This is a genomic window from Cupriavidus ulmosensis, assembly GCF_977008105.1.
This window is the reverse complement of the sequence record NZ_CDRMWP010000003.1, coordinates 275,263-288,839: the sequence shown is the minus strand read 5'-3', so window position 1 is coordinate 288,839 and position 13,577 is coordinate 275,263. Positions and strand designations below refer to the sequence as shown.

Sequence of the window (13,577 nt, the reverse complement as noted above, 5' to 3'; positions counted from 1 at the left end):
CTAGGACCGGTGTTGGCGATGGATTGGTGAAATCTTAGTCCTCATTCGTTCACCTATCAAGCTCGGCACAGGTGCAGCCCGTCATGACCAGAGTCTTGCCATCACTGCTATCCCGTCTCGATTCGCTTTGCCCAAAGAATCCGGAACTTAGCTCGGTCACCTCATGGGGGACTTCAGCTATGCCTGCCCCAAAATCATTCACCTAGGCTTCGAAAGCTACCCAAATTTGTTCGCCTTTTGGCGAAATTGTGGCCCTATAGATCACATCCGCGCGACTGAGACGCGAAAGGTGAATGTTTTTGGGTAGCTTTCGGGGAATAAATCCGCGACGTCTGCCGTGCGTCCGTGCGTCAGATCGGCCTCGGTAGCAAAGGTATGATAAAAGTGATATTTAGCGCACTCATAACCCAGGGTTAGATTCGCTATTCCCCATTTCCTTTCACCTTACGACGTCCCCAAACCTGTTCACCATCACTTCATGGCGGTCAGCAGGTGAAGTACTCACTCACATATCGCCACCCCAAAATCGTTCACCTTTGGCACCCCCAAGACTGTTCACCTATGGCGTCATTACTGGCTTTCGGCGAGCTCCGCGGTTCCGGGGACCCCAAATACCTTCACCTAAACGCATCCCCAATACTATTCACCTATCGGTCGTAGCGCTCTGAGGGCCTGAAATTTGAGGGGATCCTCCTCCCCAAAAAGCTTCACCCTAAGGTCGCCCCAAATCTCTTCACCTCCAGATCACGTGCCAGAGCGCCAGCCACCTCCCCAAAATGGTTCACCCTTCCCCCAAATCCACAGCCCTTTCGCCCCATCACTGTTCACCATATCCCCAAATCCCCAACCCTTTCGCCTCATCACTGTTCACCATATCCCTACTACTGTTCACCTAACCTCCCGGAAACCCTTACTGGGCGCGGATCTTGGGCGGCTAAAGGTTTACCAAAGGGTTTACAGTGTGTAATAAAGCACTTAAACCAGCGTGCGTCTCTTTGCAAGACATCCACCCACCCTGCCCCAAGCTTCAGAGCTCGACGTCAGCACGACATCTACTGAGATGGCTCTACCACCAGGAGCTAGCTCGTGCGCTACCTGGCCGCTGCTGAAAGGAATATAGGACCCCCTACCTTGCCTGTCAGTGAGCCTCAATAAGCTCTCAGAGACGGCGTGCTCGACCGCTAGCACATGCTAGCGACCCGAGGTCAAGCAGCGGCGCTACGGTCCTGTTCGGGCTAGCATCACTGACGACTGGAGGTAGCGCTGCCTCTTCGGCCAGGTTCTCGCTCCCCGCTGATATGAGCAGCTCGCGGAAAGCCAAGCCACTTTCGCCTTGAACACCTAGTCAGTTAGAAATTACCAGGAGCGGGTTCAGCACTCGAACGTGCACGGCGGTAAAAAGACAAGAAGGGGGCAACGCCCCCCTTCTTGTCTGGTATCTAGTAGCTATCAGCTACCTTTTGTGCTTAGCTTCCATTGCTTCGACAGCACGCTCAAGTAGTGCGCCAGCCGGGAGATTAAGTGCTTCCGCCAGTGCGTTGAAGCGAGCAATCGTCTCCGCTGTGGCCTTGATGTTGATTTGCATGTTGCGGCCGGTTGTAAAGCGGCGTTGGCGCCGGACAGGCGGTGTTGTGGCTGCCGTTTCCAGCTTCCGCGCATCGCGACTAACGAAGCCGTTTTCCTTGGCCAGTTGCTCGATGGCTGTGCGGTCAGCACGGGGCTTGTCGTCCCGCGGCTGGGGCTCGAATTCTTCGAGAGCTGCGTCAAGAGGATTTGCTCTGCTCATGTTCACGCCACCCTTGCTGTGTCAGGTTGATCCTTGCGCAGGAATTGGAGAGCTTCGCCAGCAAATGCCTCGGCATTCTCGATCGCCTTATCTACATTCGAGACCTCCGAGCGGCTGAGCCCGGATAGCGACTGCCGGTACGAGAACATTGCCTTGAACGCTGCCCGTTCATTCAACTCGGTCACGAACATCGGAATTCCTGCCTCCGAGAACGATTGACGGATATGAGCCGTGTCACGACTTCGAATTGCAACAGAGGTTCTTGTGAAGAGGACCGCGTAGGGGAGCTTATAGTCAGGTTTGTGCTTCTGAATCCCGCGCTCGTGAGCACGAATGAGGCGAAACGCCCGGCCGGCCTGTTCCGCGTCGAGCTGGGAACCCTGGGTTGGCACTACGACGAAATCCGCCTCGCTAATAGCGTGAGCTACGATGGTCGCTGCAGTTCCCTCGAGGTCAACGATCACGAAAGTGGACTCCTTCGATGCCTCATCGATTCTGTCGGCAATGTCTTCCTCCGTGACATCCGACACCACTTTCATCGTCTTCGGTGCTGCACCCCCTTTAGCCCAAGTCTGGACGGGATGATTCGGATCAGCGTCGATAACCGTGACGTCCCGGCCCCGCTCCGCAATTTGCGTGGCAAGAACCAACGCTGAGGTGGTTTTCCCTGCGCCGCCCTTAGGGCTAACAAACACGATGGTTGGCATCGAAGTTCCTTAGTTACTTACATTAGCTGGTAGCTATCAGGTAAAGAAGCAATCTGGTATCTGATTGGTATCCATAGTAGCGGATAGCTACCCGATATCCAAGGGGTATCCGATAGCTATCTTGGTACCGCGGTAGCTATCTTAGTAGCCACTACAGTACCTAAGAGGTAGGCTTTAGGTATCTGATGGCTACTAAGGTTGCTCATTCGCAGTTCGTAACTGATTGATAAATATATATTTTTCTTTATTATGGTACCTGATAGGTACCTAGGAGATACCATTTTTTGGTGATGCCGGCCGCTTCATTCAATTGGTAGCTATCGGCTACCTACTTTGCCCGCGGACAGCGCAAGCACGGAGAAATTCAATGTTGAGGTCACACGGATCGCCGCAAAGCTACTTGATAGCTACCAGCTAACAATCCTTATCGACCGATTCGTCCGTCGCGCCGAGCATCGGCTGAGACGAGAGAGGGTAACTTTGCGTTCTCAGGTCAGTCTTAATTGGGCGAGCTAAGCTACTAGATAGCTACCAGCTAAAAATGACAAGGTTGATGGAAGAAGGCGTGCGGGGCATCATGACTGATCGAATTCCTTTCCTACCGGACAATGCACGAGCGCCCCGGCCCCAAGACCGACTTTGGAGTATCTGGTAGCTACTAGCTACCCGTGGGACGGATATCCTGGCGCAACGTATTACCACGGGAAAACAACCAGAACGACGCAGCCATTTGCCGCCCGTTCCCGGTTGATCCAATTAGGTACCTGATAGCTACCAGCTAGCCTTACGCCTGAGCTTACGATTTGGCTGTCTGGTGCAGACTGACCGGCGCATTGTGGCTCGAACTCCCCACTCTTAGAAGGTGCGGCCTCAGTGTGTAAATAGTCGCTCGAGGCCCCTTCACTGCCCATATCGCCTGACCGCTCTGGCCAACTGGACCAGGCCAAGCAGATTGATAGCTGGTAGCTACCAGCTATTTCTTGGTTTGAGACCCGGGCAGCGTATTGGTTTTGGCAACCTGAGCGAGAACCTCGATTTCTCTTGGTTGATGCGATCAGGCAGGGTAGCCAGTAGCTACCAGCTAGCATTAGGCAATTGTGCCTTTGATCTAGCCGACTGCATTAGAGTCCGCACCAATTCTTAAGGAAAAACTATCTGGTAGCTACCAGATACGATCTGGTGAGGAATTGGCCGGCGGCCGTAGGGAGAGGAGGGCGCTATGAATAGCCGCTCGAACTCCCTTCATTGCCAAGCTTCACCTGTGCCATGACGCTCTCGTTGATGGTTCCGCTCTATGGTTGGTAGCTATCAGTCATCTACCGGCCAAGGTGGCTGAACCGTACTTGGCTTCGATAGGCAACCAGGACAACGTTCCTATCACCAAACAGCTTCGGCGCAGCGAGTGCCATCGCCAGATAGCTACTAGCTAACCTCGGTGGGCATCTGCCCATCATCTGACTCAGTCCTGCTGTTTGGATACTATGTAGATACCAGATAGCTACCAGATAGCGGATGGGCGAGGTATTAGAGATGGGCAGCCCAGTAGAGGGCGCAATGCCTCTACTACTGATCGCAGCCTGTGATCTGCCGCACTCCGGCATTCAAATTCAATCTGTAGCTGGTAGCTACCGGCTATCCGATCAGCGTCCGCAGCATCGCGCGGTTATATACTGAATAGTGCTCAGTCAGACCGCCGGCTTCGATCATTGCTTGTGGCACCTCGATTCCCCGTGGCACAAATGGCTTTTAGCCAAGGCGAGGGCAACCCCTCACCATCCAGCCGTAGGCTATGTCGCGCTGTCGGCCGGTCCAAAATGCCGCCGTCGATGACAGTTCGGGCAGAGGGCGAGGGCGTTGTCCACCGTATCCTCACCGCCATCTGCTAGATGGACGACATGGTGCACCTCCAAATACGGCGAGTTGTCGGATTTGCGTCGAAATGGCGCAACCTGGCTGCATCCCTCGCACTGGCCGTTTGCGCGATCGAGTACTTGCAGCACCACGTCGGCGTTACGCGCGAAAACAGTTGTGGTTACCGTGATGCGCTTCGGTGTCTTGGATGCCCGCGCCAACCGCTGTTTTCGCTCCTCAGGGCTTCTGCGTGACGCCGCGTCGAGATCTCGCGCGAAGGCCTCATTGAAGTCCTTCAGCGTATTCTTCTGCGATGGCGTCGGGAACGCTTCCGTGATCCATTTACGTCGATCGCGGGCGTAGCGATATTCCTGCATGGGGGTAATGGGCACGCGTCCCTTCCCAAAGGTGCGCGGGTACACCGGCGTTTCGCCCTTGATGGCGCGCACATAGTCGTCGAAGGCCGAGGCGTTGAGTAGCGCGGCATAGTAGCGATGCCGCGGGTCGGATGTGCGTGCCGCCCGTTTCTCCAAGGCGGCTCTATCTAAGATGATGTAGCTCATTTCCCATTTCCCGCAAAACCAGTTGTCCTCACCTGGCGGGCGCCACTCGACAGTCAAGCGCGTCGATTCGTTTCATCTTCCCGAATCAAAGAACCGCTTCATTGCGTCCATGCGGCGGGCGTCCTCGGTGGTTACGTAAAGTGTTGTCGTGTCCAGCGATGCGTGCCCCGCGTTCTGCTTGACCGTCTCGAGCGGTGCGCCGGCGGTCAATGCGGGGGAAACATGAGTATGCCGCATCCAATGTGTGCTAGCCGTGGCCAGCCGCGCCCGGCCGCGCGGGTCTACCGGCTCGAGTTCGACGGCGCATGTCTGGAAAAAGCTACTGAATTGACTGGAAGGGGCTCCGGCCGCGCGCCTCAGCAATTGGAAAGCCCGGACAGTAAGACGGGGAGGGTAGGCCGACCTCCCTGTTGATCTGATCTGCCGTTGCTGAGAGTGCTAGTTCCCGTCTTTGCTCCAGAGCTGCTTCATTGCGCGCATACGTCTGGCGTCCTCTGTCGTCACATAGCGTGTTGTCGTGTCTAGCGATGCGTGCCCAGCGTTTTGCTTGACAGCTTCCAGCGGCGCACCGGCAGCCAGCGCATGCGATATATGAGTGTGCCGCATCCAGTGAGTGCTGGCCGAAGCCAATCGCGCCGCGCCGCGCGGGTCTACCGGCTCGAGCTCGACGGCGCATGTCTCGAAAAAGCGCTTGATCTGGCGATAGAGGGTCGATCCGGCAAGTCCAGCGTCGGCGCCGGCAGTGTCCCGTTTCGCCCAGGGCGCGCGCTCGGCCTGGTCCGTGGCATGGCCGAGCAACGCGACACCGCGGCTAGCCGCCGGATCCGCGGAAAACCCGCGCGTCTGCAGGTAGCGCCCGAGTGCGGCGATGGTGCTATCCGGCACCGGAACGCGGCGCAACTTGTTGCCCTTGCCGAGTACTGTCAGCCACCAGCCTTCCTCCCGCTCCCCGGTGCCCGGCTGGGCGAGGCTCACCCATTCCAGGTCGTCGGTGGTGACGCCGATCACCTCGGAGAGGCGCAGCCCGGTGGCATACAGGAGGGGCAGGGCGACCTGCAGGCGTTGATTGGCCGAAGTGGGAACCAGGCGGGCCAGACAATCGGTCACGAATACCCACTGGTCTTCGGTAAGGCTCCGCCCGACATCCAGCTGCGGCGTGGCGCTGCGCGGGACGTGAATTCCCTGCCACGGATTCCCGGCCAGGTAGTTCTTCGCGTTCAGGTACGAGTAGAGGTTGGTCAGCACGCCGACGGCGTAGCGTTGCGCGCTCGGATTGAGCGGACCCTCGAAGGGACGCCACAGCGGGCTCCAGCGCTCACGGGAGCGTGGCGCACACCAGTCAGCGGGCGGCGCGGCGAGGAAATCCCGATATGCCAGACAGTCGTCGGTGTCCATTGAGGACAGTGGTTTGCGGCGGGCAAGCAGCGCCCACAGCAGGAAGCGCTCGGCCTCCTTGCGATAGGCGCGCTGGGTATTGGAGAGCCAGTTCAGCCAGTCGAGCGGGCCGGGGACGGTGGCCACGTCCCGCCGGCGCTCGCGCAAGCGTGCCACCTGGTCTGGCGGCAATCCCGGTTTGGCGCGTAGCCACGACAGCACGGCTTCATAGTCGTTGTGTGCGCTGATGAGGCAGCGGGCCTGCGGAAGGCGGTAGGCACCGTTGCGACCGTCCAGTTCGGCCGGCATGACGAGTTTGTCTAGCGGCACCAAGGTCGCATCGTTGGTGCCTCGCGGCACCACGCGCGCGAGTTCGTGGGCGTAGCGCTGGCGGCGCGGTACCGCCACATGAGGGCCGATCGTCTTGCCGAGCGTTTCAGTGTGACTGGTCAGGAAGGCTTCGATCGCGCGAGCCTTGCCCGCGCCAATCCCAGCCACGCCCCGGGCCCAGCCATTGCCGAGCCCGTTGATGCGATCGATGAGGTCGGCGAGCGTGCTCACGCCGGCGGCCTCCAGCCGTATCGCCAGAGTATCGGCCAGCCAGGCGCGGCAAGCGTCTGCGGCCAACACGGGCTGCGCGTATTTTCCTTCCAGCCAGTCGATGGCTTCCAGTTGCCGGCGCATCAGCGCGGCACGTTTGGCCTCGCGCTCGAGCGCGCGACCGAAGCGGGCCCGGTACGCCTCCATTTGCTCCGATTGGGAAAACCCGTCCAGCCCGGCCTCAGCCGCAAAATCCTCCAACGACGGCAACCCCTCGCCCGGTCGGCCGATCTGGCGGAAGTCAACTCGCACCAGGCGAGCCATGCCGTACCGTTCGGCGCGGCCGGCGGCCGCGGCCAACTCCCCACGCAGCCATGCCGTGACCCGGCGCACCTTCGGGTGATCTGCGAACCGTGCAGCGGCCGCGTCGGTGGTAGTCGAGTCGCCCGCTGCAGCCGTTGCCGGCGCTTCGTCTTCAATCTCACCTTCCTCGGCCAGATAGCGTTCCCACATCGGGCGCGCGGGCATGCCCTGGATGAGCGCGCGCAGAAAGCCGAAGTGGCCGCGATGCAGCGGCCGGCGCGTCACCGAGCGGCGCCGGCGGGCAGGCTGAGCAGGCACCGCTGGCGCCAGCCTTGTCGCCATTACTGGATGTCCAGGTCGATAGCGCTCAGCGCGTGCCCGAATACGCGGTCGGTGTCTCGGGGTCCAAAAATACCGCTCATAGCCTGCTGTGCCTTCCGCCCAGCATCTTCAAGGACACTGTTACTGTGGCCCGTAAAACTTCCATGAAAGTAAAGCAGGCCATTGAAATACGGGCCGGGAAAATCCGTGTCGTGCAGGGCGACCGATTGTCTCGAGCGCCTGCTTTCCGCTCGGACCAACATCGACGTTTCTTCTTCCAACAGCGCGAAGCATGCCCGATGCGCTTCGTCGGTGCGAAGAGGATCGCGCAAGGCCTGATAGAGGTCGGGCCGTTTCAGTTTGAGCGCGATGAGATAGGCTCGAAGCATCTCCTGTCGACCGTCTGTCAACGCGAAGAGCGTGCAGCCGCGTTCGATCTCGCGCAGCGACAGGTTGAACAGCAGCGCGCACGCGGCGAAATGGTCCGCGAAAATTCCCGTCTGCAGGCCGAGGAGCGTCATCACGGTTGCGATGAAGCGACGCGCGGGGTGATCGGTGGTCACCGAGCGCGTGTGCGTTTTGGGCAACCGAAGTGACAGGTGCAAGAACTTCCCGAGATAGGTGGCGGCGTCGGTCTCCGCCCCATACACGCCGCGGATGGCTTTCTCTAACTGGTCCCGGTTCATGAGCAGCACGAACACCAGGTGCGGTACGTCGAAGAAATGCTTGATGCGCTCCAGCAGCGCCACGGCAAAGGCTGGTCGGCAGCGATCGAGTTCGTCGACCACGATGACGACCGGCTTTTTCGTTTGCTCGTAGGTCTCGCTGGCAAATTCAGCGAGAATTTGGCGGAACCCCGCCACGCTCTTCTGCTCGGCCTCCCACTGGCCGAGGCGGCGTTTCACCCACGCGCTGGTGACATCGCCCGCCTTGTCCCCGGCCTGCTTGGCGGCGGCGGCGAATTCGTCTGCGCCGAGGTCCAGGTCGGTGGCCTTGTTCACCGCCTCCACGACAGCGCCGGCGCCGACCGCCGTGGTCGCGACATGGATTAGCGCCTTGGTGGCCACCGGCAGCAGCGCGCGCATGACCTCGCCGGCGCCGTGCTTGACCTTGTCGGCGACCGTCGCGTCGCCGGTGCACAGCTTGAGGATCGCCGCGGACAGCACCATGAAGGCGTCCTCCGCATAGTCCTGGCCGAACGCGTCGAGGAAGCCGACCCGGTGGCCCTGCTGCTCGAGGTGCTTGGCCCAGTGTCGGCCGAACCAGGTCTTGCCCTCGCCCCACGGCGCGTCGATCGCGACCACGGCCCCGACCTGCAGGCGCTGCACGTAGGCCGTCAGCCGCTCGGCCACAGCTTGTCGTTGCAGCAGATCGCCTTCGAATGGGACCTTGATATCTGTGAGCGGAGGGCGTTGCACGAGCACGGAGGAGGTTGCGTCAGCCATGGAGATCCCTGTTCAGGACAGACGGGCGGCCCGCCAGCCCAGTGCCGGCGCGGGGACGCGCGCATAGGGTCACATTATAGGCAGGGTGCCGCCGGCCCTGCTAGGGAATGCGTACATTATTTTCAAAGTACATGATAATAAGAGTTATCATGTAGTGAAGAAAGATAATTTTTGGTTAAGAAAGTGCCGTTTAGTGCCGTAAGAGACGTTTTTAACAGCGTCGTCACGACAACGGAGCGCGCACTATGCACACGCAGATCATCCCCGCCCACGATTGGTTCTTTGTTCATTCGGACGTGCGAGAGGGGAACCCGCCGGCAGTCTGGCACCTGGCGGCGTGGGGACTGAGGGAAAATGGGCAAGTGGAGGGGCTGGTGGGGGCAGGCGGGCGCGACGCCGGAGCAGGCGTGACCGCGAAGCTGACGCCCATTCCGCCCGTGCCGGGCCAGTACCTGCATCGTGACCAACTCAATGAGGCCGAGCGCGCGCAACTGGGCAAGCGCTAGTCGAACCCGCTCGAGGCCGGGACCGGTATGGCGTGGTTCGCGCCCGGCCTGAGAATAGGGCCGCAATCGAGGAGCGTGCGGAGGCAAGAATTCTGGTGCCGCGGGGCGACCTGCCGGCGAACGTGCGAGGGCGGCGACGCCCGACGCGAACGCTGGCCGAACTGGTCACCGGCAGGCGGAGCCCCAAGGTTGCTCGCCGCCTGGTCGACCGGGATAATGAACGGAGATGCCGGCGCCCGAGGGGCGCTGCTCCCACCACGCATTGGTCACTGCATGCCCGACATCACTCCTCTTTCCGCCGACTATGCGGCCTGGTTGGCTGACCTCAAGACGCGGGTCGAGCGGGCGCGGCAGCGCGCCGCCGTATCCGTGAACCGCGAGTTGGTGACCCTCTATTGGCAGATCGGCCGCGACATCCTTGAGCGGCAGCAACAGCAAGGGTGGGGCGCGCGCGTGATTGACCGGCTCGCGCGCGACCTGCGTGCGGCCTTCCCGGACATGAAGGGCTTCTCGCCCCGCAACCTCAAATACATGCGTGCCCTCGCCGAGGCCTGGCCAGGAGGCGAGTTTGTGCAGCAGCCTGCTGCACAATTGCCTTGGTTCCACCTGTGTACCCTGTTGGACAAACTGAAGACCAACGAGCTACGCGAATGGTATGCCGCGCAGGCTAGCGAGTACGGCTGGTCGCGCAACATCTTGGTGATGCAGATCGAAACCCGGCTGCATGAGCGGAAGGGCGGGGCAGTCACCAACTTTGCGGACCGACTGCCGCCGGCCCAGTCGGACCTAGCTCGCGAGACGCTCAAAGATCCCTACATTTTCGATTTCCTGGGACTGACCGAAGCGGCGCAAGAACGCGAGATCGAGCGTGCGCTGACCCAGCACATTACGCGCTTCCTGCTGGAATTAGGAGCCGGCTTCGCCTTTGTCGCCCGTCAGTACCGGCTGGAGGTCGGTGGCGACGAATTCTTCATCGACCTGTTGTTCTATCATCTGAAACTGCGTTGCTACGTCGTCGTGGAACTGAAGACCACGCCGTTCAAGCCCGAGTATGCCGGGCAGTTGGCTTACCGGCATGATCGCGGCTGCGCTGGCCTACCAGGATATGCAGGCGCTCGGCTACCGCTGGGCGGGCCACTGCGAGGACTGCGCTGCGGCACCCAAGTTGGTCGCCGCGCATCCGGATTTCGTCTTCGCCAAGCCCACCGAGGTGCGCCCGGTCGATCACCGAGGTGCGCCCGGTCGATGCCAAGGGCACGTTCGGTGACGCGGACAAGGCGGCCAAGGATGGCTGGCGTGCGCAGATCCTGCCGATTACGGGCGCGCCGCCACGCGGCGGCGGCGGCGCAACCGCGGGACGCGTAGTTGCCGCCGGTCTCGCGTCCGGCGCGCCGGGCGCGACGGAACTGGTGGCAGCCTATGGTGCGTGGCGGCCGGGGACCCCGCCGACCGTGTTCTGCCACGGTGGCCCGGGTGTGCCCTGCGCCCCTGGTCCCGCAGCGTCAGCGGCCAGTACCACGAACTCCCCAGCGCCCGCGGCCGTCGCAACGGTGGGCCGGGACAATTACGCGGCGGCCTTCTCGATGCTGGGCCGGCAGGGATTCGCCCATCGTCTGGCGGGTTCGCAGGGGGATGCCATCGACACCGTCGACGAGGCCCTTGTCGGCAACGAACCGGCCTGGGTCAGCCGGCGCGAGATCCTGCTGCCCACCGGCCTCGACGATGCGCCTTGGACCATGCGGCGCTGCTGCCCAAAGCACATCGTCCGCGCTGTCGAGGCCCAGTTCGCTGGATGGCGTCCCGATGAGCCGATCGTTCTTCCCACTGTTGAGCCAGTTCGACTTAGCTTCGACAGCGTCCCCTATTTCGCCGTCCAGCACAGCGACGGGGTCGGCGCGATATTCCAGCCGGCCCGGCTCGTCAGCGACTGGGGGCCGTCAGGAGGAATCATTTGATCTATAATGGTTAGTCATTTGATGCCAGATGGAGCCGAGATGGCGATCACGCCCGAAGAGATCAGCGCGGTCATGGCGCTGGCGCCGGTGCCGCACTCGTTTGCCGAGCTCGATGCGGCGGTGCGCGAAGGCCTGCCGAAGGCGGCGCTGCGCGAGAGCGTGGCGCACGTTGCGCGTTCGGTTGAGCAGCGACGCGCCTTGATGGCGCGGATCGTGCCCGAGGCGACCTACAAGCGCCGCCGCGAGCGGTTGTCGCCGGACGAGTCCGAGAAGACCGAGCGCCTGGCGCGAATCTTCGCGAGCGCCAATTTTGTCTGGGACGACGAAGATGACGCCCGTGAATTTCTCAACACGCCGCACCCGCTGCTGGAGGGCCGCACCCCCTTGGACGTTGGCATGACGGAGTTGGGCGCGCGCCGGGTGGAAGAGCTGCTCTGGAAGCTGTTCTATGGGATTCCGGTCTGATGCGGATCTACCGCATCGCCGACAGTCGCCACCCGATCTGGACCGGCACCGGCGCCATGCTGGTCGGAGGGCGCTTCAACAGCCCAGGGCGGCCCGTCATTTACGGGGCGCTGACCTTCTCCGGCGCCATGCTCGAGGTGCTGGTCCATGCGCGCATCGGCAAGGTGCCGCGCCACCACGTTTGTGTGGCCGCCGACGTGCCCGAGGATGTGTCAATTGAGCGCGTCGAATGGACGGCCTTGCCGGCAGGCTGGGATGCACACGATGCGCCAGCCATCGCGCGCGCCTACGGAGATCGCTGGCTGGAGGACGGGAGAACTGCGATCTTGCTGGTGCCGTCTGTGGTCGCGCGCGCCGAGTGGAATGCGCTGGTCAATCCTGCCCACCCGGAGGCTGTACGGATTGTCGTCGGGCCGGCTGAGCCCGTGCGCTGGGATGAGCGGCTATTCCGCTAGGAGCGCGACCAAACCGCTGCCCGGCGCGGAAGTCGCTTTGCCCGCCGGCACGCGATTCCTCCGCGTTCCGGGCACCTATGGCGCGGTGCTAAGCAAGTCGGGCATCTACGATCAGATCCACGGCGACCATGCATGGTGCCAGTGGTTCGGTCTGCGTATGTTCGAGGTCCTCCCGGGTATGACGGAGGAGGGCGGCCCTGTCGGCTTCCGCTATCCCTCACGCAAGCACCGTAGCCACCTGGCACTGGCGGTGCAGTCCGGTTAGCTGGAGGTCTGGCGCCGGCGGGTCTCCGATCTCCTCGCCCCATACGCCCGCAGCCTTGATATCTGCGTGCAAGGCGTCGGTCGACTCGCGCGATACCCGCTTTGGGGGCAATGGGGTGAAAAAATTGAGCAGCACCCTGATCATTTGCTATTCCTACGCTGGCTTGCCGGAACGTCAGGCCATCATTGTGCAGCACGACCATTAGAACCAGCGTGTACTCGTCGTGCTCGGCGAGTATGACGTGCACGCCGTGGGCGGCCAGTACCTCGAGCGCGCTGGCGCAGGCGGGCACCGACAATGCATGGGTGTCGATGCCGAGGAACAGCGGGGCGTCGATCCCTTGCCCGGCGCGGTATTCGCAGATCGCCTGGCTGATGGCAAGCACGTGCGGCGCGTTGAAGCTTCGCTCCAGCGATGACCCGCGATGGCTGGAAGTGCCGAATATCACGCGTTGCCGCGCTTCGGCGGGATCGGGCGCATCGGTGTAGTAGGCCGTGACCAGCCGCGCGACGTCGACCAGGATCGAGCGTGGCGCCGGCTTGCCGGCCAGGGGGCTGACGATCATGACGGCGTATCCGGCGTATCCGGCGTTGCGGAGCCGGCGGCCCCGAGCGCCGTGGCGCGATGGGACGCACGCGCCCGCTCGAAGCGCACGACCCAGCGGGCATAGTTCCGGGCGATGCGCGAGACGGCTTCCCGCCTGTTGATTTCTCCGCTCTCGTAACCGGCGATGGCATCCCAGAACGTGGTGCGCCCGACCGCGAAGCCGATCATGCCGGGCACCGGCGCCGCGGCTTCCAGCCACGCCACGACCCGGGCTTCGCCGGCGCCGCGTCCCAGCACGATGCAGCAGACGTCATCGCGCGCGTCGCGCCGCACGGTCTCGACCAGTTGCTCGTAGTCCCCGCGCCCGTCGAGCCCTTCGATTTTCCAGACATGGGATCATGCCAAGATGCGGCCAATCGGCGATCATAAGCCCTGGGGTTATATAGATAAGCAAAAACATTTCGGTTAGTTATAACTCTGGTCTGGAACTTTGCC

At 61.8% G+C, this 13,577-nt stretch carries 12 protein-coding genes and 1 pseudogene; 6 read left to right on the top strand and 7 right to left on the bottom strand.

Annotated features, from left to right (window positions below):
* Nucleotides 1-1,453 precede the first annotated feature (1,453 nt).
* The 5 genes from ACWTPI_RS35335 to ACWTPI_RS35315 all read right to left on the bottom strand — a co-directional run bounded on the left by ACWTPI_RS35335 (nt 1,454) and on the right by ACWTPI_RS35315 (nt 8,890).
* On the bottom strand, nt 1,454-1,792 hold the full coding sequence (locus ACWTPI_RS35335) for a stability/partitioning determinant (protein ID WP_156174007.1): 339 nt from the start codon (nt 1,790-1,792) through the stop codon (nt 1,454-1,456).
* On the bottom strand, nt 1,789-2,493 hold the full coding sequence (locus ACWTPI_RS35330) for a ParA family protein (protein WP_059414608.1): 705 nt from the start codon (nt 2,491-2,493) through the stop codon (nt 1,789-1,791). The genes ACWTPI_RS35335 and ACWTPI_RS35330 overlap by 4 nt, the downstream gene beginning before the upstream one ends.
* 1,787 nt (nt 2,494-4,280) lie before the next feature.
* Nucleotides 4,281-4,907 (bottom strand): HNH endonuclease, encoded by a 627-nt coding sequence (locus tag ACWTPI_RS35325; protein WP_082080044.1) that lies wholly within the window; start codon nt 4,905-4,907, stop codon nt 4,281-4,283.
* 438 nt (nt 4,908-5,345) lie between these two features.
* The gene (locus ACWTPI_RS35320) at nt 5,346-7,466 is read right to left on the bottom strand and encodes a phage integrase family protein (protein ID WP_059414610.1); all 2,121 of its coding nucleotides are present in this window, start codon (nt 7,464-7,466) and stop codon (nt 5,346-5,348) included.
* Complete coding sequence (locus tag ACWTPI_RS35315) at nt 7,466-8,890, bottom strand: KAP family P-loop NTPase fold protein (RefSeq protein ID WP_059414612.1); 1,425 nt, start codon at nt 8,888-8,890, stop codon at nt 7,466-7,468. The genes ACWTPI_RS35320 and ACWTPI_RS35315 overlap by 1 nt, the downstream gene beginning before the upstream one ends.
* 245 nt (nt 8,891-9,135) lie before the next feature.
* Here ACWTPI_RS35315 and ACWTPI_RS35310 point away from each other — a divergent pair, with 245 nt between their 5' ends.
* From ACWTPI_RS35310 to ACWTPI_RS35285, 6 genes are all read left to right on the top strand, one after another.
* A complete protein-coding gene (locus ACWTPI_RS35310) occupies nt 9,136-9,396 on the top strand; it encodes a hypothetical protein (RefSeq protein WP_454734118.1) in 261 nt (86 codons plus the stop codon).
* 273 nt (nt 9,397-9,669) lie between these two features.
* Nucleotides 9,670-10,761, top strand: coding sequence for a PDDEXK nuclease domain-containing protein (locus tag ACWTPI_RS35305; RefSeq protein ID WP_454734117.1), 1,092 nt, complete (start codon nt 9,670-9,672; stop codon nt 10,759-10,761).
* 218 nt (nt 10,762-10,979) lie between these two features.
* Entirely contained in the window at nt 10,980-11,351 is a 372-nt protein-coding gene (locus ACWTPI_RS35300) for a hypothetical protein (RefSeq protein ID WP_454734116.1), read from the top strand.
* Between the two features lie 39 nt (nt 11,352-11,390).
* The gene (locus tag ACWTPI_RS35295) at nt 11,391-11,816 is read left to right on the top strand and encodes an antitoxin Xre/MbcA/ParS toxin-binding domain-containing protein (RefSeq protein WP_454734115.1); all 426 of its coding nucleotides are present in this window, start codon (nt 11,391-11,393) and stop codon (nt 11,814-11,816) included.
* Nucleotides 11,816-12,271 carry an RES family NAD+ phosphorylase gene (locus tag ACWTPI_RS35290; RefSeq protein WP_454734114.1) on the top strand — a complete coding sequence of 152 codons (456 nt, stop codon included), beginning with the start codon at nt 11,816-11,818 and terminating at the stop codon, nt 12,269-12,271. The genes ACWTPI_RS35295 and ACWTPI_RS35290 overlap by 1 nt, the downstream gene beginning before the upstream one ends.
* Nucleotides 12,252-12,536: a hypothetical protein gene (locus tag ACWTPI_RS35285; RefSeq protein ID WP_454734126.1), complete on the top strand. Its 285-nt coding sequence runs from the start codon at nt 12,252-12,254 to the stop codon at nt 12,534-12,536. The genes ACWTPI_RS35290 and ACWTPI_RS35285 overlap by 20 nt, the downstream gene beginning before the upstream one ends.
* A gap of 211 nt (nt 12,537-12,747) precedes the next feature.
* Here ACWTPI_RS35285 and ACWTPI_RS35280 read toward each other — a convergent pair.
* Both ACWTPI_RS35280 and ACWTPI_RS35275 read right to left on the bottom strand, forming a co-directional pair.
* A pseudogene (locus ACWTPI_RS35280) lies at nt 12,748-13,101 on the bottom strand (alpha-D-glucose phosphate-specific phosphoglucomutase); the annotation flags it as partial.
* The gene (locus ACWTPI_RS35275; RefSeq protein ID WP_454734124.1) at nt 13,098-13,463 is read right to left on the bottom strand and encodes a 2-deoxy-5-keto-D-gluconate 6-phosphate aldolase domain-containing protein; all 366 of its coding nucleotides are present in this window, start codon (nt 13,461-13,463) and stop codon (nt 13,098-13,100) included. The pseudogene ACWTPI_RS35280 and the gene ACWTPI_RS35275, both read right to left, overlap by 4 nt.
* Between the last annotated feature and the right edge of the window lie 114 nt (nt 13,464-13,577).